Source organism: Chryseobacterium antibioticum, assembly GCF_012927325.1.
Classification (GTDB): Bacteria; Bacteroidota; Bacteroidia; order Flavobacteriales; family Weeksellaceae; genus Chryseobacterium; species Chryseobacterium antibioticum.
In genome coordinates this window covers 40,812-64,940 of sequence record NZ_JABBGI010000019.1, presented here as the reverse complement: position 1 = coordinate 64,940, position 24,129 = coordinate 40,812, and the positions used below count along the sequence as shown (strand labels likewise).

The 24,129-nt window shown below is 37.4% G+C and carries 20 protein-coding genes; 10 read left to right on the top strand and 10 right to left on the bottom strand.

What is annotated here, in order from left to right:
* Positions 1 to 146 precede the first annotated feature (146 nt).
* The 6 genes from HHL23_RS15190 to alaS form a co-directional block, all read right to left on the bottom strand.
* Positions 147 to 1,616, bottom strand: coding sequence for a M28 family peptidase (locus tag HHL23_RS15190; RefSeq protein WP_169235641.1), 1,470 nt, complete (start codon positions 1,614 to 1,616; stop codon positions 147 to 149).
* A 10-nt stretch (positions 1,617 to 1,626) separates the two neighbouring features.
* Complete coding sequence (locus tag HHL23_RS15185; protein WP_169235640.1) at positions 1,627 to 1,863, bottom strand: hypothetical protein; 237 nt, start codon at positions 1,861 to 1,863, stop codon at positions 1,627 to 1,629.
* 71 nt (positions 1,864 to 1,934) lie between these two features.
* Complete coding sequence (locus HHL23_RS15180) at positions 1,935 to 4,313, bottom strand: hypothetical protein (RefSeq protein ID WP_228464786.1); 2,379 nt, start codon at positions 4,311 to 4,313, stop codon at positions 1,935 to 1,937.
* 186 nt (positions 4,314 to 4,499) lie between these two features.
* Entirely contained in the window at positions 4,500 to 6,314 is a 1,815-nt protein-coding gene (locus HHL23_RS15175) for a cytochrome-c peroxidase (protein ID WP_169235638.1), read from the bottom strand.
* A 65-nt stretch (positions 6,315 to 6,379) separates the two neighbouring features.
* On the bottom strand, positions 6,380 to 7,861 hold the full coding sequence (locus tag HHL23_RS15170; protein ID WP_169235637.1) for a hypothetical protein: 1,482 nt from the start codon (positions 7,859 to 7,861) through the stop codon (positions 6,380 to 6,382).
* Between the two features lie 195 nt (positions 7,862 to 8,056).
* Positions 8,057 to 10,660 carry an alanine--tRNA ligase gene (gene alaS, locus HHL23_RS15165; RefSeq protein ID WP_169235636.1) on the bottom strand — a complete coding sequence of 868 codons (2,604 nt, stop codon included), beginning with the start codon at positions 10,658 to 10,660 and terminating at the stop codon, positions 8,057 to 8,059.
* Positions 10,661 to 11,142: 482 nt separating this feature from the next.
* On the opposite strand from alaS, the gene HHL23_RS15160 reads away from it, so the two are divergent.
* The 4 genes from HHL23_RS15160 to msrB all read left to right on the top strand — a co-directional run bounded on the left by HHL23_RS15160 (position 11,143) and on the right by msrB (position 13,629).
* A complete protein-coding gene (locus HHL23_RS15160) occupies positions 11,143 to 11,697 on the top strand; it encodes a sigma-70 family RNA polymerase sigma factor (RefSeq protein WP_169235635.1) in 555 nt (184 codons plus the stop codon).
* 14 nt (positions 11,698 to 11,711) lie between these two features.
* Entirely contained in the window at positions 11,712 to 11,984 is a 273-nt protein-coding gene (locus tag HHL23_RS15155) for a hypothetical protein (RefSeq protein WP_169235634.1), read from the top strand.
* Between the two features lie 79 nt (positions 11,985 to 12,063).
* Positions 12,064 to 12,510, top strand: a complete 447-nt coding sequence (locus tag HHL23_RS15150) for a DUF417 family protein (RefSeq protein ID WP_169235633.1) — start codon at positions 12,064 to 12,066, stop codon at positions 12,508 to 12,510.
* 21 nt (positions 12,511 to 12,531) lie between these two features.
* A complete protein-coding gene (gene msrB, locus HHL23_RS15145) occupies positions 12,532 to 13,629 on the top strand; it encodes a peptide-methionine (R)-S-oxide reductase MsrB (RefSeq protein WP_169235632.1) in 1,098 nt (365 codons plus the stop codon).
* A gap of 189 nt (positions 13,630 to 13,818) precedes the next feature.
* On the opposite strand, the gene HHL23_RS15140 is transcribed toward msrB, so the two are convergent.
* From HHL23_RS15140 to HHL23_RS15125, 4 genes are all read right to left on the bottom strand, one after another.
* Positions 13,819 to 14,454 (bottom strand): hypothetical protein, encoded by a 636-nt coding sequence (locus HHL23_RS15140; protein ID WP_169235631.1) that lies wholly within the window; start codon positions 14,452 to 14,454, stop codon positions 13,819 to 13,821.
* Positions 14,369 to 15,079 carry a hypothetical protein gene (locus HHL23_RS15135; RefSeq protein WP_169235630.1) on the bottom strand — a complete coding sequence of 237 codons (711 nt, stop codon included), beginning with the start codon at positions 15,077 to 15,079 and terminating at the stop codon, positions 14,369 to 14,371. Before HHL23_RS15135 ends, HHL23_RS15140 begins: the two co-directional genes overlap by 86 nt.
* 144 nt (positions 15,080 to 15,223) lie before the next feature.
* Complete coding sequence (locus HHL23_RS15130) at positions 15,224 to 16,069, bottom strand: ABC transporter permease (protein ID WP_169235629.1); 846 nt, start codon at positions 16,067 to 16,069, stop codon at positions 15,224 to 15,226.
* Positions 16,062 to 16,973 carry an ABC transporter ATP-binding protein gene (locus tag HHL23_RS15125; RefSeq protein WP_169235628.1) on the bottom strand — a complete coding sequence of 304 codons (912 nt, stop codon included), beginning with the start codon at positions 16,971 to 16,973 and terminating at the stop codon, positions 16,062 to 16,064. The genes HHL23_RS15130 and HHL23_RS15125 overlap by 8 nt, the downstream gene beginning before the upstream one ends.
* A 212-nt stretch (positions 16,974 to 17,185) precedes the next feature.
* Between HHL23_RS15125 and HHL23_RS15120 the strand changes: the two genes are divergently transcribed.
* The 6 genes from HHL23_RS15120 to HHL23_RS15095 all read left to right on the top strand — a co-directional run bounded on the left by HHL23_RS15120 (position 17,186) and on the right by HHL23_RS15095 (position 24,091).
* Complete coding sequence (locus HHL23_RS15120; RefSeq protein WP_169235627.1) at positions 17,186 to 18,181, top strand: alpha/beta fold hydrolase; 996 nt, start codon at positions 17,186 to 17,188, stop codon at positions 18,179 to 18,181.
* A gap of 138 nt (positions 18,182 to 18,319) precedes the next feature.
* Entirely contained in the window at positions 18,320 to 19,684 is a 1,365-nt protein-coding gene (locus HHL23_RS15115) for an AAA family ATPase (RefSeq protein ID WP_169235626.1), read from the top strand.
* A gap of 149 nt (positions 19,685 to 19,833) precedes the next feature.
* Positions 19,834 to 20,940: an NAD(P)/FAD-dependent oxidoreductase gene (locus HHL23_RS15110; protein ID WP_169235625.1), complete on the top strand. Its 1,107-nt coding sequence runs from the start codon at positions 19,834 to 19,836 to the stop codon at positions 20,938 to 20,940.
* 15 nt (positions 20,941 to 20,955) lie between these two features.
* Positions 20,956 to 21,996, top strand: a complete 1,041-nt coding sequence (locus HHL23_RS15105; RefSeq protein WP_169235624.1) for a tetratricopeptide repeat protein — start codon at positions 20,956 to 20,958, stop codon at positions 21,994 to 21,996.
* Positions 21,997 to 22,195: 199 nt separating this feature from the next.
* Positions 22,196 to 23,308: a peptide chain release factor 2 gene (prfB, locus tag HHL23_RS15100; RefSeq protein ID WP_169235623.1), complete on the top strand. Its 1,113-nt coding sequence runs from the start codon at positions 22,196 to 22,198 to the stop codon at positions 23,306 to 23,308.
* Positions 23,309 to 23,395: 87 nt separating this feature from the next.
* Positions 23,396 to 24,091, top strand: a complete 696-nt coding sequence (locus HHL23_RS15095) for a DedA family protein (protein WP_169235622.1) — start codon at positions 23,396 to 23,398, stop codon at positions 24,089 to 24,091.
* Positions 24,092 to 24,129: the final 38 nt, after the last annotated feature.

Here is a 24,129-nt window from a genome sequence, read left to right as displayed (position 1 = left end):
CAAGACAAAAGAATAATATAGAATATGTTGCAGAATGTATTGTGAAGCAATCAAAAAATAAAAAGCAGGAGATTGCTTCGTCGCTTCGCTCCTCGCAATGACAAAAAGTAGACTCGGCGGCCCGAAGGGCCGCCGAGTCTACTTTCTTATCTCTCAAGTGTAAAATTCGAAATAACTTTTGGGCGTTCAGCCTCATTGGCTACCTTCCATGATGTTCTGTACATCCATTCCGTCATTTTATAAAGCTTTTTGTAGTTGATGTTTTCAGATTCATCCTGAGGAGTATGGTACTGGTCATGCAGTACGCTGGTGAAAAATACGGCAGGAATACCGATTTTTGCATACGGTAAATGATCACTCCTAAAGTAAAAATACTCTGCGTGGTTGGGAGAATCCCAATCTTTCAGGTATTTGAATTTTGTACTCTCATTATTGGCATCCCCGGCCATTTTCACCAGATCTTCAGAATTTTTATGCGGTGCATTTCCTCCAAGAAGAGCAGCTTCATTATTGTCATTTCTACCGATCATATCACCGTTTAAAACGGCTACGATCTTTTCTTTTGGAACTACAGGATGAGCTGCATGCCATCTGGAACCCAGCAGTCCTCTTTCTTCAGCTCCATGGAAAACAAAGAGAATGCTTCTTTTTCCGGGTTGTTTTTTGTAGGCCCTGGCCATGGCAAGCATAGCTACGCATGTACTGGCATTATCATCAGCACCGTTGTAGATCGTGTCATTTTTTACAGGATGTCTGATGCCGTCATGATCCTGATGTCCGCTCAGTAAAACGTATTCCTCTTTTAACTTAGGATCTGTGCCTTCAATTTTTCCGATGATATTTACTGAAGGGTATTTGTAGGTTTCCGTGATGAGGTTAAGAGAAATCTTAGGGTTATTTTTTACCCAATCTGCATTTTCTCTTTTGATCCATAAAACAGGAATATTATTCGTTATTTTCTCTCTCAGTCCTTCTACACCGTAGGTTCCTCTTGTCATTTGGGGAAGAACTTCTACCCAGCTTTTTTCGGAAATATCGTCTGTGATAAAAATAACGGCTTTAGCTCCTAATTCATAGGCTTTATTGTAATATTTAGTCCTTACAAATCCGGGATATCTTCTTACTAAAAGAGTCATTTCTTTGTCGATGTTTTTATCAGAAGCATTAACGGCAAGAACTTTTCCTTTGATATTCAATTTTGAAAGTTCTTCAGGTTCTGTAGTTCCTGCGTACACAATCTCAGTATCAATAGCTGCATTGACAGGTTCTGCAACCAGGAAATCCTTCCATAATTTCAAGCTGCTGTCACCAATTTTTAAACTGCTTTGAGGAATGACCTGATGTCTGTACATATCAAAAAACTGGAAGAATGTACCGTTGTCACCTGCTGGTTTCATTCCTGCTTCTTTGGCTTTGTCAGCCAGCCACATGGATACTTTTAATTCATCTAAAGTTCCGGCCTCACGTCCCCAAAACTGATCCGCAGCGAGTTCATACATATCTTTTCTCAGATCAGCTTCTTTGATAGCAGAGACCAGAGGTTTTTTATAATTTTGAGCATGGCCGAGGCTGAACAGGAGAATACTTACTATAGAGAATACGTAATTTTTATTCATCTAAACATTTTTAATTGAAGTTAGCCAATTTATCTGAAAACTGTTTTGAAAACTCTTTTCTGTCCTCCTCCAGTTTTTCCTGGTCAGCAGGAAGGATATAGTTAAAAAGGACTTTGTCTTCATTATCTAGAAATACCATTTCCTTTTCATTACCATCAATCATTTGTGCGAAAATTTCCCACATCGGGGTGTCTTTCAGTTTTAATAATTCAAAAAACTGTTCCGCTTTTATTTCTATTCGCTGCATATTTCGTTTTTTATGTATTTATAATGTTGCTTAAATTTCGTTTTTCTTTGAAAGAATCGATGTTTGGATAATTAAAATTCTAGCACTTTCAACTTAAACTGGATGGCAAAATTTTGTTTAAAATTGGGAGTGGTGTAGTATCCAACTCTATAAAAGAGTCCTAAATTGAAATAACTGGACAGGAAATTATTCCATTCCAGACCGACTTCCTGATACAGATGGTCCAATTTTCTAAACCTGAATTCATGGTATTCCGGATGCTTCATATCTCCGATTGTTCCTCTTAATACAAAATCAAAGCTGGAGATATTCTGTCCGAAACTTTTGAAGTACAGAGGAAGTTTGTGGGTGAAATAATAGGCAACGAATTTATCATTGTAATATTTACCACCCTCCAGTGTTGCAAACCCCAGATAAGAAGTAAGGTTGAAATTAAAGTCCTTGCTCGGAGAAGCCAATCCGTTCATTGTAAAGTGCTTCCAGATGGGAGCTTCCCCTAAAACGATTCCACCGTACAATCTGAATCCGGTAGTTCCAAGCATCGTCTTAAAATTATGGACGAAAAGTGCATCAAAACGGGTATAGTTGAAATCTCCACCTAGTATTTTATAACTCTGTTCATAGTTGAGATAGAGCTCAGGATACTTCTGATCGATGATCGATTTCCCCTGTGGCGTCATGATATTCGTAGAATTGGGAGAATATTTTAAGGTAAACAGCGTATTGAAATTATCAAACTGGCCACCTCTTCCTCTGAACTGATAGTCAAATTTAGCTTCTTCAATATTTCTTTTGGCAGCAAAAACCAGTGTAAGTCCGTTCGTTACGTCATTCAGATAGGATAGGGAAGCACCTCTGTAATGATAGTATTTATCATTGTTTAGATTGTTTCCGTAATTCATCGTTCTCATCTTAAAATTCCAGAGTCTTCTGTAAAACTCTCCGGACGCTGTTACATCATTATAATATTCAACCCTGAAGAATGAATTTTTATCCAGTGTGGTCTTCATATCCAAACCGATTCCGTATTTCCATTTGTCGTCCTTGAAACCGTAGGCAAAATAATAATCCGGTGAAAAATAGGGATTGAAAGTCTCATTCAGTTTAGCTTTTAAACCAACTCTAAAACCTTCATACAAGTTGAAATTGACAATTTCATCTACCGCAAAATCCACAATACCCATCCTGATCTGCCCGTTGATAAGTCCGGTCAGAATTTTGGCCTTGTTGTCAATATTATATTTTTTACCCAGGCTGTCGATCGTAGTGTAGGTATTACGTTCCCTTTCCGTCAGAGGGTCGGTTCTGTATTGATCCAGCAGATGCCCGTCAGCATTTTTTACGGAAAATGTGTAGCCTTTAAAATCATTTCGATCTTCTTCGATAGGTGATTTGAAGTCAAAATAGTTGGAAGTCAGGAAAGCATAGGTGCCGAAACTGGTTCTGTCCCTTTTTTCATGCTCTTCCGTTTTCTTTTTGTTTTCCTCTTCCATGGCCACTTTGCTCATTCTCAGTTTTACCTTTTCCTGAGCGAGAAACCATTTATTATTGTAGAAAACCCAGGTACTTGTGATAATTCCGTCGTTTTTATTCTTGCTGAAGTTTTCGATTTTCTGAATGCCATAGGTTTCCGCATCTATGTAGATCGCACCGTTGTATTTTCTTTTTTTGTCCTGTTTTTTATAATTGACCTCACGAAAGCGGATGACGAATGTTTTTCTTCCGTTCACTTCAAGGGTATCCGAAAGAAAAAAGCGGTAAAGGCCTCTGTTTTCCTGTTTGATCTGATTTGGAATTTTATCCCTGTTGCTTTGCTGAACCGCAATCATTTCGTAGATAGGCTGCTTAAGCCCGGAAATTCTGTTGTCCAGGATATTGATCTTTTCACCGTATTGTTTAGAATACAGAAACTCCTGAGCTCTTTCCCACAGGAAGAGTTTGCTTTTTGAAAAAATTTGTTTTGCCGAGATATTATTTAATGAATCTTTTTCCCTTTTTTTCTTGATAAAATCGGTGTTGTTAAAAAAAGTATTAAACTGGTTAATACTATCCTGATCGATGTCCAGAGATATTTTTTCGTAAGATTTAAAAGAATAGGATTCCAGGCTTTTTGGTGAATTGTCCCTGAACAGTTTGTTGACTTTTTTAAGGATTTCCAGCGCTCTTGGGTCGCTGCGGTCTTCAATCACCACAGCTTCAATATCAGTGGTTTTTGATGCCTTTTTTTGCATAGAAACTTCCATGTCAGCCTCTGCGGTTGCCGTTTCTTTCTGGTAATTTTCCGCCTGGACTTCAATGCTGTTGCATGATGCTTTAAATTCCAATAAGCCCTGAATGTCTGTAAAGCCAATGACTTTTCCATCGCAGGATATTTTTGCATGGGATATCGGTTTCTGGTCAGTTTCGTCAATAACCCTGATCTTTGATTGTGAATAACCAAAGAAATACATTATTAAAAATAATAAAACTAAAAACCTTTTCATGTAAAAAACTAGGTCAAAAGTAATGATATTTCTTGTGTTGAGAAAGTTTTTATGATATGTTATGACATTGATTTAATCTAAATTTTTGATAGAAAAATGCAGTAAAAATAGAGATGAGAATATTCAATATAATTTTTGAAAACCATAATTTTTTTATCGATCATCTAAGGTATTCATGAAGTCTATCATTTTATCTATTTCGTTGTCGGTAAGTTGCAAGGGTGTATCAGAAAGCGTTTGGTTCTCTACCTTAAAACCGAAGCCTTTTCCACCTCCTTTATTATAAAAATTCATCACCTCTCTTAGCGTTTTGTAACCTCCGTTATGCATATAGGGAGCTGTTTTGCTGATGTTTCTAAGAGTTGGTGTTTTAAAAGAATGCTGTAAAGCTTCAACCGTTTCATGGAATTTCCCTCTTCCCAAATCCTGATCAAACATCTTATTGTCACCGTTGACAGCAGTTCCCAAGATTTCCTGTTCTGTTTTTTTGAAATTGGGAGGAACAGTTCCATTGAATAATGGAATGAAATGACATAGTGCGCACTGACCTTTTCCTACAAAAAGATTGAATCCCTGTTTCTGGCTTTCCGTCATGGCAGATCTGTTTCCTCTCATATACTCATCAAAATTAGAATTGAATTTCGCCAGAGAACGGATGTAGCTTGCCAGTACATTCTGAAGCTGCCAGGTTTCAGCTTTTGAAGTTTTATAGATTTTCTTAAATTCCGGAAGATATTTTGTGTCCTGATTAATTTTACCAAGAATAACATTCATATCGCCGTGCATTTCTTCTTTATTGGAGATCACGTCTGAACTCTGCCCTTCAAGATCATCTTTTCGCATATCCCAGAACTGTCCGTGCTGGAAACCTGCATAATTTAGCGATGGTGTATTTCGCTGCAACTCTGCATTCTCCAAAGACATAGACTTGGCGAGCCCGTCCGTAAAAGCCTTTTCGGGAATATGACACGTTGCACAGCTTCTGTTATTGCTGTTGGAAAGAATTTTGTCATTAAACAGTTTTTTCCCCAGAGCGGCCTTGTCTTCAGAGAATGCAAATTCTTTTCCGGGAACAAATGCATTGGGATTGAAAGCATTTTTTGAAAAAAAAGAAGCTGCGTTTTTGTTTAAGGCGGAAGTAACCTCAATATCCGGGATACCTTCCTGCTTTTTAAATTCCAGCAGTAAAGAAGAGATTTTATTTAAATGATCTGGAATAAAATTGACATAATCGAAAGTATTTCTGTCTGTATTTTTCTTTAAAACAGCAATGGCTGAATCAATGGCAGTATTGATATTTTTCAAGGCTTTGTCCGTAGATTTATCGGTGGAAATCTGTTGTAAAGTCTGTTTAACCGCTTCCAAAGAATAAGGCATTTCTTTCAAAAAAGTCCCTGATATTGGCGTATCGAAACTTGAAATTCCTAAGCTAGAAATCCTGAAAATCTCCTGTCTTGCTGCATCAAAAACCTGATCTTTACTCACGGAGATTGACTGAAAATTGACCTTTATAGTATTGCTTTTATTGGTCAGTTTCTTCAGAAACCGTACAGCTTCATCTTTGTTTTCAGCAGTATAGGGATAGAAAAGTTCTTCCAAAACCTGAAGACCTTCCGGCTCAAGTTCTGTATGCTCGTCCATTTCAATTTCAGGAAGGGCCGGACCGTTGATGAATCTGGCAGAATTAGGCAGGAAATATTCTACCGCCCATTCCATTTTTTTATACGTTATTCTGAGATCTTCAAATTTCTTCTGAATTGTCTTTTCATCTGCATTTTTTGAGACAAGAGCCATCAGTTCAATGATCTGCCTTTCAAACGAAACATTGGTTTTGGCTATTTCATTTTTTACAGCACTCAGATCTTCATTAATGGGCTGATGTTTGTCGTTTTTGCATTGAAAAAGAACAAAAAGAACCGTTACAGTGAATAAAATAATGAGAACCGGATATTTTGAAAGTATTTTCATAAGCATGAAAAAGTACCAACGGGAATTTTCCCGCTGATACTTTACTATTTATTGGATATTTAAAATTATTTCTCTACGTTTCTGATGATTACGATCTGCCCACCTTCCTTATTGGTATTCACACCTGCTCCGTCAGCATTCTTGAACTTATCTTTCTGCCATGTATGCGAGTGAATATTCACGGCAAAAGTGTTTGGAATTCCTATGATATCTGAAATATCCACCATCGCTCCATACTCCCATGAACCGAACTTCTGAAGGGTGCCGGACTGATTATAAGCCGTTTGCCAAGCTGTATCTGTTCTGTTGTGTTTCATGTTCAGCCATGGTTTGTATTGCTTTGTAGCAATGTTGAGCTGCCAGATATAAGAATCGTGTGCTGCTGCTGTATAATAAGAGTCACCGTCTTCCTGAATATAGACAAAGTTTTCGGTCACACATAAATTATCAGGATTGATCAGGTTGTGTCCCGGATTAGAATCTCCTTCTGCGGCTACTTCAAGTTTTCCAGCCAGCATATTATTTTCGTTAAGTACCAGCTTGTAAACTCTTCCCCACATCGTCAATCCCGGCTTTGGAGTAACACCATCTGAAGATTCTCCCGTTGCCGTAAAGTAAATTTCTCTTCCTTTTCCTGCTCCTTTTCTATAATCTACGTCCTCAACTCTCGAAAAACGGATCGCATTATTATCAATGTTTTTCTGATTGATTTGAGCACCTGTAAGGTTCTTGGAATTTGGAATTTCCACGAATTCTACATCGTAAGAATTGCCTTTTACCATATCCGTTTCTGTATAATTGCTGTTTGTTCTTTTTAAAGCATACAGTTTTCCATGATCAAGGTCTCCCTGCGTTGTCGAAACATACATGATCAGCTGTCCTGCAGACTGATGTGAAGAAGAATAAGACTGATCTTCACCAATCATAATGTATGTTTTTCCACCTGAAATATCCTTAGGAAGCGGAACCGCATTCTCCATAGAAGCTTTTCCCAAAGCCGGTTTTACTCTTGACTGATCAGAGGCCTGGGAAGCAGGTGCCAATGGATTAAGATCGTGAACCATACTTTCTTCACCAGATTCGCCAGCGGTAAGAAACGCACTGAATCCGTGGGTTTCCGGGGTGGCCAGCGTAGCAGAGCATAATCTGGTCATACCGCCCATTCCGTTCAAGATGTATTCTCCTTTGATAGGCTTAAATGTTTTATCTAAATAAACTCTGGAAACAGATTGGGTGATCTCATGATTGGTGATCATTAAGTAGCCGTCAGAATTAGGATCTTTCATGATTCCCATGCCGTCCGGCTGTCCTGCGAAAACAAAATTCGGAGTTCCTGAAAGTACATCAGAACTTGAGATCAGGGTAGTGATGCTCAGATTTTCAAAACCCGTCATTCCAAAAACGAAAGCTGGTTCCTGTGAAAAATTTTCAATCTTTATATTCTGATTGACAGGAGTGGTTTCCTGCTGATCGGTATTGTCGTCATTACAACCCTGAAATGCCATAGAAGTAAACAATAGAGCTCCAATAGTTTTGTTAATTTTCATAATTACTTTTATTGATTTCGATAGTAGCAAAGCTAAAGGTCTATTGTGAATTGTATTTTAAGGGGACGAAACAAATAGTTTAAGTTTAGGTAATGGTTTGTTAAGATAAGATCAATAATTAGAATGGATATAAATAAAAAAACTCCTGAAATTTTCAGGAGTTTTTACTTTTTTTATGATAAAGGACCTCTAATCCTAAAGATTTAGAGCTTTTTGGTAAGCATTTTCTAAACCATCAAGGTTTTTACCTCCTGCGGTTGCAAAGCCCGGGTTTCCGCCGCCGCCGCCCTGGATCTCTTTTGCCAGGTCTTTGACGATAGCTCCGGCCTGATAATCTGCTGCCAGATCTTCAGAAACGCCAACTGTAATCATTGGTTTTCCGTCGGCATCAGAAAGAATGATGGTTACGGAAGTCGGGATTTCTTTCTTCAACTGGAAAACAATATCTTTTACAGAACCAGCATCCAGAGAAGTTTTCTTCACCAATAACTGTTTGTTTCCTTTCTGCTCGTAAGCGTTTTTCCATTCGCCGATCTCGCCTTTTGCTTTTTCTTTTTTTAGAGCTTCTACTTCAGATTTTAAAGAAGCATTTTCTTCCATCAGTTTCTCGATAGATCTTACCACATCTTTAGACTTCAATAATTGAGAAAGCTCGTGAATTTGATTTTCCAGGTTTTTGAAATATTCCTCAGACTTGTCTCCGGAAATCGCTTCAATTCTTCTGATTCCTGCAGCAGCAGAACCTTCAGAAGTAATTTTGAAATGACCGATCTCAATGGTATTTTTTACGTGAGTTCCACCACAAAGTTCCTTAGAGCTTCCAAACTGAATCATTCTCACGCTATCACCATATTTTTCACCAAACAATGCCATGGCTCCTTTATCCAGAGCTTCCTGAATAGGAATACTTCTGAATTCCTGCAAAGCAATGCTTTCCTTTATTTTGTGATTTACTTTTTCTTCTACCAACGCCAATTCTTCCTCTGTCATTTTATTGAAATGTGAGAAGTCAAAACGGAGATAGTCAGGACCTACGTAAGACCCTTTCTGCTCAACGTGAGTGCCTAAAACCTCTCTTAATGCCTCATGTAAAAGGTGAGTCACAGAGTGGTTAGCCTGAGAATTTTTTCTGTCGGTAGCATCTGCTTTAGCATAGAAAACAGCTCCTGCGTCTTTCGGAAGACCATTAATCAATGAAATGATCAGTCCGTTTTCTTTTTTAGTTTCTAAAACCTCAAAGCTTTCTACAGCATTTTCCAGAACCCCTTTGTCTCCCACCTGGCCACCGCCTTCAGGATAGAAAGGAGAACTGCTCAATACCACCTGGTAGAATTCCCCGTCTTTATTTTCTACTTTTCTGTATCTTGTAATATACGTTTCCGATTCGATCTGATCGTAGCCTACAAAGTTTTCAGGTTTTGTTTCCAAAGTGACCCAGTCGTATACTTTCTGAGCAGAATCCGCCTTTGAACGAAGTTTTTGCTTTTCCATTTCAGCTTTAAATCCGGCTTCATCAATGGTAAGACCTTTTTCTTCCGCGATAATTCTCGTTAAATCATCCGGGAATCCATAAGTATCATATAATTCGAAAACTTCTTCGCTTGGTAATACTTTTGAACCGTCTGCAATCGTCTGCTCAATTAATTTTTCAACTCTTATTAACCCATTTTCAATGGTTTTTAAGAATGAATCCTCTTCACTTTTAATAACCTCAGTGACCAGGTTGCCTTGTTTTTCCAATTCAGGGAAGAAAGGTCCCATCTGATCTTTAAGAACAGCGACCAGTTCAAAAAGGAAAGGTTCTTTCATTCCTAAAAATCGGTATGAATAAGAAATAGCTCTTCTTAAAATTCTTCTGATCACATATCCTGCACCTCCGTTTGAAGGAAGCTGCCCATCTGCAATGGCAAACGAAACAGCTCTTATGTGGTCTACCACAACACGGATTGCAATATCTTTTTCGTCTTCTAAAATTCCGGTATATTTCTTTCCTGAAAGTTCCTCCACTTTAGCAATAAGCGGTGTGAAAACGTCAGTGTCATAGTTGGAAGACTTACCCTGAAGTGCCATACAAAGACGCTCAAAGCCCATTCCTGTATCAACGTGCTGTTGAGGAAGCTTTTCTAAACTCTTATCTGCCTTTCTGTTGAATTCCATGAAAACCAGGTTCCATACTTCCACCACCTGAGGGTGATCATTGTTAACCAGGTCAAGTCCTGAAATTTTAGCTTTTTCTTCAGGTGTTCTAAGGTCAATATGAATTTCTGAACACGGTCCGCACGGTCCGCTTTCCCCCATTTCCCAGAAATTATCTTTCTTGTTTCCGTTGATAATTCTGTCTTCAGAAATATGAGATTTCCAGAAATCGTAAGCATCCTGATCTCTTTCAAGATTTTCAGAGGCATCCCCTTCGAAAATCGTTACATATAAATTTTCTTTGGGAACTCCGAATACTTCAGTCAGTAATTCCCAGGCAAAAGCAATAGCATCTTTTTTAAAATAATCACCAAAAGACCAGTTTCCTAACATTTCAAACATGGTATGGTGGTAGGTATCTCTTCCCACATCATCCAGGTCATTGTGCTTTCCTGAAACTCTAAGACATTTCTGGGTATCGGCAATTCTTGGTGCCGTAGGTGTTTTATAGCCTAAGAAAAAATCTTTGAACTGCGTCATTCCCGAGTTGGAAAACATAAGGGTAGGGTCGTCTTTCAGAACGATGGGTGCTGAAGGAACGATCAGGTGGTCTTTACTTTTAAAATAATCTAAAAATTTTTGACGTATCTCTTGTGATGTCATAGTATTGCTTTGCTTTTAAAACTATCAAATTTTTGATAAGATGCAAATTTAATGTTTTTAAGCGATTTGTAAATCATTTTATGCTATGTTTTGAATGGGGTAGGAAGCAGATTTGTTATAGAAGACATTTCAGTTTGTTTTAAAGTGGATAGAGGATTGTTGCATTAGCACAAGGGCGCAAAGTTTCCAGGAAGTATCCTTGTCAAGGTTTTAAACTTTGACAAGGATACTTAGTAATTCCTAATCTCCCTCTCTCAGCTTCTTTTAATTCCCTTACTCCGAACTCAGATTAGCAATTAAAATTTTTTTACCTATGGTTCGCAGTGACATGCGTAATAAAAATTTTGCATGGTATGATTTAACTTTTTATATTCGTTTTAATATTACATAAAGACTCAATAGATTTTACGATTTGGAGGGGCGATATAATCAATCTTCTCCAAAATTGAAAAATTAGTTTTTATCATATTAAAGAATAAGAAATGACGAAAAATGAAGTGCTGAAAAGCTGGGTAGAACAATATTCAGGGCCTCTTCTGAAAAGAGCAGCGTATGTACTTTCAGATAAAATAGAAGCAGAAGATATAGTACAGGAAGTTTTTTTAGCTGCATTTTCGTCCTACGATTCTTTTGAAGGGAAAAGCCAGCCGCTGACCTGGCTGATGGCTATTTTAAATAGAAAAGCCGCTGACTTTTACCGGAAAAAATATAAATCAGAACCGCAGATCAAGCTGGATCATTTTTTTGATGAAACGGGTTCCTGGAAAAATGATGGTGTTTTGAACGACTGGAATGTTTCAGAGAAAGAATCTGAACTTTTAGACGATAATGATTTCAATAAAACGCTGGAAGATTGTATCGAGGATTTGCCCTCCAGATGGAAGATTCCGTTGAAAATGTATTATCTTCAGGAGAAAAAAGCACCGGAAGTGAGTCAGGAACTGGAAATTTCTGCGACCAATCTATGGAAGATCCTTCAGAGAAGCAGAATGCAGCTGAGGGAATGTCTGGATGCTAACTGGTTTGCCAACTTATAACCCTATCATAAAACATGTTGAGAAAATTTATTCATATTCTGTTCCTGCCATGCAGCAAAGCTACAATGCTGATGGAAAAAAGGAACGCACAACTGATATCCCGAAAGGAAGACTGGCAACTTTCCGTGCATTTGAAAATCTGTAAATGGTGCCGTGCTTATGAAGAAAAACTCAAAATTTTGGATGATATTTTAAAAAGAAAGCTTTCTCAAAAAGAAAATACTGAAATTAATGATTCTGATATTCAGGGTTTTAAAAATAAATTTTTAGAAAAACTGGATCTTTAGATAAAAAACTGTCAGGATTTTGAAAGGGTTCCGACTATACTTTTGAAAATCATAAAGTATCATTCAAAATCTTAAAGACATGAACGGAGCATCACCACTTAACGTCGAATCGGGGACGTACAAATCAGGGTATTATATTTCACTTTTCGGAGCTGCATTGATTCTGCTCTGGATCGGGATATTCAAATTTACGCCCACTGAGGCTGCTGCCATTAAACCTTTGGTCGAAAACCATTTTCTTACTTTCTTCGTATATAAAATAGCCAGTGCGCAGACGGTGTCAAATGCTATCGGAGTGATAGAAATTATCATTGCCTTACTGCTGGTATTTAGTGTGAAATTTGCATCTCTAAAGAAGTATGCCGGAATCGGAATGATTGTCACATTTTTGGTAACACTGAGCTATCTGTTCACCACTCCCGGAATCTGGAAAATAGTGGATGGCGTTCCTATCACAGATTTTTTTATTCTAAAAGATCTGATGTTATTGGGATTCGGTTTGATGATCGTTCAAAACAATAAATAAGTAATGGATAAAAAGAAAAAAATGAAAAATATATTTATCGTACTCGGAATTATTCTGGGTATCGCAGTTTTTGCTGCAGGATCGGGGCTTTTTAAAAATTCAAAGTCTAAAGAAATAACAAAAGAAAAGGAAAATCAGAACATTATGGATAATAAAAATGTCAGAGAAATCTATTTTGCAGGCGGATGTTTTTGGGGTACGGAACACTTCTTTCAGCAGATCCGCGGAGTCGTGGGAACTGAAGTAGGATATGCGAACGGAAATACTCAAAATCCAACCTATGAGGAAGTGGTAAGCCATACCACAGGTTTTGCAGAAACGGTAAAAGTAAAATATGATCCTGAACAGGTTGATCTTAAACTGCTGATCGATCTTTATTTTAAAACGATAGATCCTACAACTCTTGACAAACAAGGGAATGACAGAGGAAATCAATACAGAACAGGAATTTATTTCTCCAATAAAGAAGATGAAACAGTTGTGAAAAATGAGGTTTCGAAATTGGCTAAAAACTATTCTCAACCGGTAGTGGTAGAGACCGTTGCGTTGAAAAACTTCTACAAAGCTGAAGATTATCATCAGGATTATCTGGATAAAAATCCGGGAGGTTACTGTCATATCGAACCGGGACTTTTTGAAATAGCCAAAAATGCAAACCCTCTTCCTAAAGCAAAATACGAAAAGCAGGATAAAAATGCTTTAAAAGAAAAACTAACTGCTGAACAATACAATGTAACGCAGGAAAACGGAACAGAAAGACCTTTCCAGAATGAATATTGGAACGAAACCCGTGAAGGAATCTATGTAGATATCACGACGGGTGAACCTTTATTTATTTCTACAGATAAGTTTGAATCAGGTTGCGGATGGCCAAGTTTTTCAAAACCGATTACTAAAAAGCTGATCGATGAGAAAATGGATAAAACCGCCGGAATGATCAGAGTGGAAGTAAGAAGTAAAACCGGAGATGCCCATCTGGGGCATGTTTTCACCGATGGACCTACGGATAAAGGAGGACTTCGATACTGTATCAACAGTGCTTCACTGAAGTTTGTTCCAAAAGCTGAAATGGAGAAAAAAGGCTACGGAGATTATATTCCGTTGTTGGATAAAAAGTAATATGAAGGAGAGACCGCCGAGAGGCGGTCTTTTTTTGCCTAGACTAAAATATAAAACTTGTCCCGCTGATTTTGCGGATGACGAGGATGTTTGTGTTTTATTGATTATAACCTTATAGGTTTCTAAAACCTATAAGGTTTAATTATTGTGTAATTATTAACCAAGACAGGCCTCAAAATAAAAGACCTTTTAGTAATGAATTTGAAATCTTTCTTTAATACCGAGCATTGAGATATTCAGTAGAAATAAAAATCCGAATATGATATAATATCCTTCTTTGGGAAGATTGGTTAAAAACAGCTGAATTTTATCAAATAAATTTACTCTATAAACTTCATTTAAAGAAATAACATCATAGCAAAGTAGACAATCATATTCAAATTGTTTGACATTTGGATCGATGTAATTAACGGTTGCAAATAAATGTCCTGTCTTTTCTAAATCATATTCATAAGTATCCTGCTTGGCAATTGCCATATCATTCAATAAAGACGCAAAATCTCCATAGGTATTGTTCTTATCTAAAATAAATTCAATACCTGAATTTTTCTCATTTCTTTTCTGCAAATTTTTAATTTCAGCAACATAGAGCTTTGTATTTTCCCTTGCTTTATTGGGAGCCACTCTTATTTTTTTATACTTCCAGTTTCTATACGGCTCAAAACTTAAAAAGGATGGCTTCTCTCCAGTTTTTGCTTTTGCTGGAAGCCAGATATCCATAACAGAAACATTGATTTCCTCAAACTTCCGGTTGCCATAATACCAGAACAGTAGCGGAATAATAACAGCGCTGATCAGTCCCGGAAAGTAATACATCTTTTTCATACAAATGTTTTTCTTTGGATCTGAAGATTTTCTTTAATGCTGACATAGACATATTCACCAAAAATAAAAATCCGAATAGGATATAAAATGCCTGTTTAGGTAGATTTTTTATCACATTTTCTGGATCAGAAAAATTCTTGGTTTCTCTTTCTTTATAGTAAGGATCTGGTCCCACTGTTCCTCCGCAAGTAGCATAGTTTTTATTAGGATCTTTATAAAAATGGACAGCAAAAAAATGACCTGTTTTCTCTACATCAATTGCATAAGTTTCCTGTTGGGCCAGCTGCATAGTATTAATGAGTGCTATAAAATCCAGATAACTGTTATGATCGTCGATAACAAACTCAATTCCGGTTTCTCTTTCATTTCTTGTTTGAAGTTTCTTTAATTCAGAAATATAATATCCTTGATTTTGGGTGAATGTATTAGGCTTTACAATGATTTTTTTATACTTCCAGTTTCTATACGGTTCAAAGGTATTCTTCGGATTGTAGGCTTCTTTTGAAGGAAGTGCAAAATCCAGAACTGTATATTGGGGTTGTACCCTCTGGTTGCCATAATACCAGAACAACACTGGAATTAATACAGCACTGATCAGCCCCGGTAAATAGTATATTTTTTTCACTCCTGTCATTTTTATAAAATTAATGAAAAATTTAATACACGAATGGGTAGCCACTATTTTTAACATTCCAGCCATAAAAAACAAATAAAGTGATCCAAGGGACCACTTCATTATTTAATTTTTCAATTTTTAAATCTCAGATGTCTACCAATCCCTTTTTCTCAGGATCCAGTAAGAACCCCAAATAAAGACCACAGACCAGATGATACATGCGATCATACTTTCTGTAGGATAATGAGCTTCATATTTCACCCCCATCACCTTCACAAGATTCAATCGCATCAGTGGATTTGGAATTAGATTAGACATGCTCTCTAAAGGTAAAAGATTGGTGATGAAGAAATCATTCTCGAGAACGGCTTTTCTTTGTTCCCCCTGCATTCCTGTTAATTTCTGGTAGGCTTCGATACCTGCTAAAATCTTTTCAGCGATCCAGTAGGCGAAGAAACCAAGAAATACAAACATTGATTTTCTCAGCAATACCGAAAGGAACATGAGGAAAGAAAAGAACGTAAATAGTTTCACAAAATAATTTCCAATATAGTAAACCTCCTCATACACTTTGGCAGAATCGGTGACCTTAGAATATTGATGTCCCAAAAACATGGTGATAATAAATACAATCAATGTAGAAACAGTCGTAAAGATCGTAATGGTTAGAAGTTTTGACCCTATAAATTCCTTTCTGCTCAGTCCGTCTATAGTATTTTGCTTAAACATCCTGTTCGTGAACTCCTGGGAGATTGAAAATACAATGATCAGCCCCAGGAAAATTTTCAATAGCGCGACGATCCATGTGGTGAAATTCCATATTTCAGGGAAATTATAAATTCCCTGTTCCTTTAAATTGATGGTTCCTCCAAAAACATCCAGATCTACCAGTCCTATGAACAGAAGAGCGATCAGAATAGCAAAATATAAGACCGTGAAAACCTTAAACGGTCGGTAGTTCAGGTTTTTATAATATTCAAGTTTTAATAATTTAAGCATGGGTATTCGTGTTTTTTACAAGTTCAAGGAATTGAGTTTCAAGAGACAGTTTTTTCTTCATTAAATGGGACAGAAAAATTCCCTTTTCAGCCAGTTTCTGATTTAAAGCCGAAGCAGATATAGAAGCATCTTCGCGGATCTGAGCTTTGATGATTTCTCCATCTATTTTTACTGCGCTGAACCATTGAAGTTCTTCCAAAGCGCTTAAAAGCTGGTTATTATTGTCTGCTTTTAATTCAAAATATCCGTTGTTGGCCGTCATTTCATCCACTCTTCCGCTATAGATGGCATTTCCTTCTTTCAGGACAATCACGTGACTGCAGATCTTTTCGATCTCATCCAGAAGATGGCTGGCTATGATAATGGTAATGCCTTGCTTTGCGATATTACTGATGATCTCCCTGATCTGGATAATTCCTTCGGGATCTAGCCCGTTAGTCGGTTCATCGAGGATCATCACCTCAGGATTATTCAGCATAGCTGAAGCGATGGCCAAACGCTGCTTCATTCCCAATGAATACGTTTTGAAAGCATCATTTTTTCTTTCAAAAAGACCTACGGTTTTCAGAACTTCAGCAATTCTGGTATAAGGAGTTTCTTTGATCTCCGCTACAATCTTAAGATTGGTTTCGGCATCCAGATAAGGATAAAAATTAGGTTGCTCAATAATGGCTCCTATTCTTTTCAGGGTATCAGGCTCCGTTCCTTTCTTTCCAAACCAGTACCAGTCACCACTGGTAGGATTGATGGTAGACAGAAGCATCCCAAATGTGGTAGATTTCCCGCTTCCGTTAGGCCCCAACAGACCATATACATTTCCTTTTTCTACATCAAAGGAGATATTGTTGACTACAGTTCTTTTGAATTTTTTGGTTAAATTCTTTACTGACAAAATTTTTTCCATGTAATTTGTTTTACATAGTAGTAGTCTATGTAATTGAAGGATTGTTACAGATCCTGATATTTTTTCAGGGATGATAAAATTAATTTTCTCTATATTGAATGTAATAAGATTCAGATTGTCATTGTTTTATCTGTGTAACTATTTTTGTTGGACATAGACCTATTGACTACGTTTTAGCTTTGAAATTATCAACCAGATCAAAAAATATAACTATGAAAATTGCTAAATGGCTCAAAAGAATAGGCATGGCACTCCTTTTAATCATAATCCTGGTCTTAATTACAGGATTTATTTTCGAAGAATTATCCCGCTCAAAAGCTGAAAAAATTCAGGCTGACGGTCAGTTTGCAGAAGTTGAAAATCATAAGATGCATTACCTTCAGAAAGGAATCGGTGGACCGACAGTAGTTTTTGAAACGGCTTTCGATCCGGCAGGTCACCTTCAATGGTACCATATCCAGCAGGATCTTCCCAAAAACTACACTACCTTTTCCTATGACAGATCCGGAATTTTGTGGAGTGAACGGGGAGCAAATCCTAAAACAGGAGAGAAAATAGCAGAAGAGCTTCACACGCTGCTTGAAAAATCAAAAGTACCCAAACCATACATTCTTGTCGGACATTCTTTCGGGGGAATGCTTACCCGGTTTTTTGTCAAAAAATATCCTCAGGATGTTGCCGGAGTGATTTTGGTAGACAGTCAATATCCATCTGATGAAAAATACCTGTCCCCGGAATTATACAAAATGGTGAATCAGGGACTTCCTGGTGGTTTCTTAAAGTTTGCGAATACGTTTGGAGCAGCAAGGCTTATGTTCAGCAATATGTTTCCGGCCACTGCGCAATATCAATACCAAAATTCTATTATGCCTGCACTGCTCTATAAAAGTGCCGACGCCACACTGGAAGAACAGGATCATATGAAATCCATTAAAACAGAAGCTGCTGCGATCAATTCTTTTGGTTCTATTCCTCTTTTCGTCATTACAGCAGGAGATAAGACAAGATATAATAGTTTCATTAAAGATCAAAAAATAAAAAACGAAATACTTACAGCATGGGATAAAATGCAGAAAGATCTATTGAATCTATCTACCGACAGCAGACAAATTATAGTTGAAAAAAGCGGTCATTACATCAATCAGGACCAGCCTGAAGCCATAGAAGATGCTGTGAATGATATGGTGAAAAAAATCACAGTCCAATAGCTGAATGGATGACTTATAATCTGAGCCTCAATCTCAACCTTCATTAAACAAACTTTTTAATCTGCTATGTTATTTTAGTTATTTTCAACAGATGTTCAAGATTAAAATATTAAATTTGATAGAATTAATCGGTAGTTTATGAAGTTAATTGAGTTAGCAAAAGAGCTTAATGTTTCGGCAGAAGCCATCAAACAGTTTATTCAGGATTTTGATCTTGAGTTGGCAATCTGTATCAGTACCAACTTTGAAGTGAAGGAAGATTTTGAAAAATTTGCCCGTGAAAACTTGGATTTTTTAAAATTGTATGAAAAAGATCTTGACGAAAGTAAAACCCTGGAACAGATCGCTGGAGTGATCAACCAGCCAAAGGAAAAAGTAGAAGAAGTCATCAAAGAAGACAACCCCAATATTTTTGATAATGGTTTTTTCCGTTCATCAATTTCAAGTTATGGGATTGATAATAAACTCGGCGGCAACTACCAATTTGTCTACGATTATTTCGGACATAAGACCAGTCTGCAGCATCGGGATTTCATTGGATACAGAGATCTTTTCTTTTATATATCGGCGGTTTTAGAGCCGTTCCTCAATCCACAGCAGATCAAAGACTGGGGAATTCACAAACCTGCCGGGGTCATTCTGTACGGACCTCCGGGCAGTGGGAAAATATTCTGGGCCACCAAAATAGCTGAGATTATCGGGTATAAGTTCAAAGAAGTGAAAAAACATTATCTGGGGACATCTTTCATAGATGGAAACCAAACCAATTTTACTGATTTTCTGCTCACTATGATGAAAGAAGAAAAAGTCCTGCTTTTCCTTGATGATTTTGATGAAATTATGATGGAAAGGAAAGCAGAAACAGATCTCGCTTCCTGTAATCTGGAAACTCAGGAACTGATCCTGCATTATATTGGAAAATTTGGAAAAGAAGAATTGCTGATGGTGGGTTCCGCTAATACCGTTTCGGAGATCGACGAAGAAATTCTTGCTCAGGGAAGATTTGATGTCATGATTCCTATATTCCCACCCAATGCAGCAGAACGTTCGGAAATCATTCTTTATGTGATGACCAGAGGGCTTGAAGAAGACTCTCTTCTCTATAAGATTCTTAAAAAGAACAAAGCAGATAAAGTTCCGTTCTGGCATGAGATCTCTTCTAAAATGAAGGCGTTCAGCAACACCATGCTTATCGATTTTACACAGAGTCTTAAAAAGCGCCTTAAAAATCAATACCAGAAGACTAAAAACGAAAACCTTAAGATCGATCAGATTCTCCTGAATGCAGCTTTAAAAGATGCAGGAGGAAAGCTTACCGAAGAATATCTTGATCAGGTAGCAAGATTCCTTGCAGATGCTATTATCAATAATTTCGACGATTTTAAATTAAGAATCCAGGCTCTGAAAAAAGAACTGGAAACCTATAAAGTCGTAGAAGAACCAAGAAGAGCCATTGGTTTTCATCATAACGGAGAAAAGGAAGATGATAGTGCACAGGGATGATACGGGTTTTGCGTGTAGGAGAGTTTTAGAGTAGGAGGGTTTGATTATCAGCAAGTCTAAAATCTGATATCTAGCATCTAAAGTCTTTATTCCTGGCTCTTGTTTCTTGGCTCTTAACTTTTCAAATACATCAATAAGTTTTACAAAAAATGAATAGCATCTGGGAACTTGAAACTTTTTACAGAAAAAGAGATATTATCATTATCGGGTCTGGATTTTCCGGGCTTTGGACTGCTATATCCATTAAGGAAAAATATCCTCAAAAATCTGTTTTAATTATTGAAAGAAGTACCATTCCTCTTGGAGCCTCGACCCGGAATGCCGGTTTTGCCTGTTTCGGAAGTCTTACGGAAGTGATTGCCGATTCTCAGAAAATGGGCTGGCAAAAGACATGGGAACTCGTAAAGATGAGGTTTGAAGGTCTGCAGAAAATCAAAAGATATTTTAACAGTGATGAAATAGATTTTGAATTGAATGGAGGCTATGAAATTTTAAATAATGCTGAGCCTTTAGAGCATTTAGATACCGTTAATGAAAAGCTGAAAACGATAACCGGTCTTGATACAACTTACTTTCTGAATCAGGAAAAGATCAAAGAATTCGGTCTCGGAAAATCGGAGTTTTTAATTGAGAACTCATGTGAAGGAAGTCTGCATTCCGGTAAACTGCTGCAGAAACTTCTGGAGAAATGTTACGAACTGAAGGTAGAATTTCTTTTCGGAACGGAGGTAGAGTATGTTAATGAAAAAGCGAACGAAGTAGAAATCCATCTTTCTGAGACTCTTTCTGTAAAGGCGGACAAAATTATTTACTGTACGAATGCCTTCATCTCAAAATTCCTGGAAAAAGAAGAAATTATTCCGGCGCGCGGACAGATTCTTTTGACGGAACCCATTGATGGCTTAAAGCTCAAAGGAACATTTCATTACGATGAAGGATTTTACTATTTCAGAAATCTGGGAAACAGAATTTTGCTGGGCGGTGGTAGAAATCAGGATTTTAAAAGAGAAGAAACCACAGATTTTGAAACTACAGAATTTTTACAAAATCACCTGGAAAACTTTTTAAAAGAAGTGATTCTGCCTGATCAGGACGTGAAAATCTCTCTCCGTTGGTCAGGCATTATGGCGATGGGTTCAGAAAAAACACCCATTGTAAAAAAGCTTTCAGAAAGGCAGTTCTGCGCAGTAAGACTTTCAGGAATGGGAGTGGCGCTGGCTCCGGAAGTAGGGGAGATGATGGCTGAGATGATTTGATATAATTAACGAATGATGAAAAAAATACTACTTATTTTAGGCTTGGCCTGTTCGGCCTTTTGCCTGTCTCAGAAAAAAGAAATGAAGGATGCGTTTAAAACGAAGGATTATAAAGAAGCAGTTTCTTTAGGACAAGAAGTCCTTGAAACTACTCCGGAAGATTTTGAAACTAATCTTATCATTTCTGCTTCGTATAATAGTCTTGGTGATTTTCAGAATGCCCTTCTGTATTCAGGAAAACTTGAAAATATAGCGAAAAGTGATCAGGAGAAGAGTTGGACATTAATGCAGTTAATGGCTGTGAATTATGGACTTGGAAATAAAGAAGCTGCGAGGAAATACTATGAAAAGGCGAAAAACATTCAGCAAACAGGAAAAGCTGCATTAGAATTGGATAATTTGGGAAGGTTGATGGGTTTTGACGGCTTTTATGACCAATGGATTACTGTAGAAACAGAAAATATAATATTTCATTTTGAAAGTTCAATCAATCAGGAAACCAGAAATAAGATAGTGAAAACTCGACAAAATGCCTTTGTGAAAATCAATGAATTTTTTCAGGCAAACCTACCTAAGAAAATTGACTTTTTTGTCTGGGGTTCCAATGATGTATATAATCAGTTTTTAAAGCAAAGTTTAGGATTTACAGTGCCTAATTATGCCATTTCTCATAATCGGTTAAATCAGACTGCAGGACACGAGATCACACATAATCTCAGTTTCTGGCAGGGAAGTATAGGAAAAATCAAAACAGCATTAATCAATGAAGGAATTGGGGTCTGCTTCGATCAAAGTGGAAATGATAAACTTCAAGCTGCCAGGGAAGCCTATAAAAAATTTCCACTGGATATACAAAAAGTATGGGCAGAAAATCAGAATATCAACAGTGATATCTTATATCCAGTTTCAGGAGCATTTGTACAGACTTTAATTGATTATGATAAAGCTAAATTTCTTGAGCTGAATAATAATCAGACCTATGAAAGTGCAAAGAAAATTTATGGTGATAAAATAGATTCTCTGATCAAAAGATTTACGGATAAACTGAAAGAGTAGACTTAAGATAATTAGATTTCAACTGGGATATAACAACAACGGTCCTGTTTAAACCTCGAATGTTGAAATCAAACCCTCTTTCTCTCCCAAACTCTCCTACACTCAAACCTGCAACTTGCAAACTCTTCTACACCTAAACTCTCAAACTCGAAAGCAACTCACAAAAGAATTCCGTATTTTTGCATAAAATAAAAAATTCGTGATCAACAACGACCAGATAAAAGAAGTTCAGTCCAGAATCAGAGACTTACATAAATACCTTCAGATCGAAAAAAAGAAGATAGAAATAGCGAATGATGATGAAAAAACAGCTGCTCCAGAATTTTGGGACAGTCCAAAAGGAGCAGAAGTCTTTCTGAAGCAACTCCGCTCTAAAAAGAGATGGGTAGAAGATTATGAAGAGATCAGTACCCAGTTTGAAGACCTGCAGGTACTAGCAGAATTTGCCAAAGAAGACCCGGACTCTGAGAAAGAGCTGGATGAAACATTTCCGAAGCTTGTAGAAAAAATAGAAGACCTGGAATTCAAAAATATGCTTTCTAATGAGGGAGACGAGCTTTCTGCTGTTCTTCAGATTACTGCCGGAGCAGGAGGGACAGAAAGTTGTGACTGGGCTTCAATGCTGATGAGAATGTATACAATGTGGGCTGAAAAGCAGGGTTACAAGATTCGTGAACTTAACTATCAGGAAGGTGAAGTTGCCGGAGTGAAAACTGTAACGCTAGAGATCGATGGTGAATATGCTTTCGGATATCTGAAAGGCGAGAACGGGGTACACAGACTGGTAAGAATTTCACCGTTTGACAGCAATGCAAAACGACATACCAGCTTCGTTTCTGTGTATGTATATCCTTTGGTGGATGATACTATTGAAATCAACATTAATCCTGCAGATATTTCATTTGAAACGATGAGGTCATCCGGAGCGGGAGGGCAGAACGTAAACAAGGTAGAAACTGCCGTACGTCTTCGCCACGCACCAACCGGAATTATCATTGAAAACTCCGAATCCCGATCTCAGCTTCAAAATAAGGAAAAAGCCATGCAGCTCCTTCGTTCAAGACTTTATGAAATGGAACTTGAAGCCCGTATGAAAGCAAGAACCGAGATAGAAGCCAATAAGATGAAAATAGAGTGGGGAAGCCAGATCAGAAACTACGTGATGCATCCTTATAAACTGGTGAAAGACGTACGTTCTGCTCATGAAACTTCAGATGTGGATTCTGTGATGAACGGAAATATCACACCATTCCTGAAAGCCTTCCTGATGGCCGATGGTACCGCCGTTTCAGACGATGACATGGACTTGTAAAATATCATGTCCTTATTTTAGTTAAAATCTTATAATTAATTTTTGTTTAAGATATTTTACGCTTACTTTTGTTGTTAATCGTTATATATGGAAGATTTCAATAGCTGGAGAGATTTACTGAACCCCGAGTTTTATATTAAAATGGGTGGGTTCTGGCTTATTTTATTTATTGTTTTTGCTGAAACAGGTCTTTTTGTAGGGTTTTTCTTACCTGGAGATTCATTACTGTTTGTGTCAGGAATTTATGCGGTTGATATCATCAAAGCGACTTTTGGCTCCACAGGGAGCGACTTCCTGGATACGACTATTCTGGCTTCCTGCGTGGCAATTGCTGCCATTATTGGAAACGAGGTAGGGTATTATTTTGGAGTGAAGGCAGGTCCTGCTTTATACAAAAAGCAAGACACCATGCTGTTTAAAAAGAAATATCTTTATCAGGCTCATGACTTTTTTGAAAAACATGGTGCACTGGCGATCATTATGGCTAGATTCTTACCGGTAGTAAGAACATTTACTCCCATTGTTGCAGGTATTGTAAAAATGGACAAGAGAGAATTTTTAAGAGATAACGTTATAGGGGCTATTCTTTGGTCGTTTATTCTGATCTTTGCCGGACATTATTTAGATAAATTGTTCCAGGAGCAGTTCGGGATCAATTTAAAAGAGAAACTTGAACTGATCATCATCATTATCGTTTTAGTAACAACGCTTCCGGTGATCATCAAATTTGTATTCGGTAAAAAAGAAGATCATTCCAAATACGAGAACAAAGATTTAGATTAATACTACCACACAATTATATAGATAACCTGCTTTCCGGC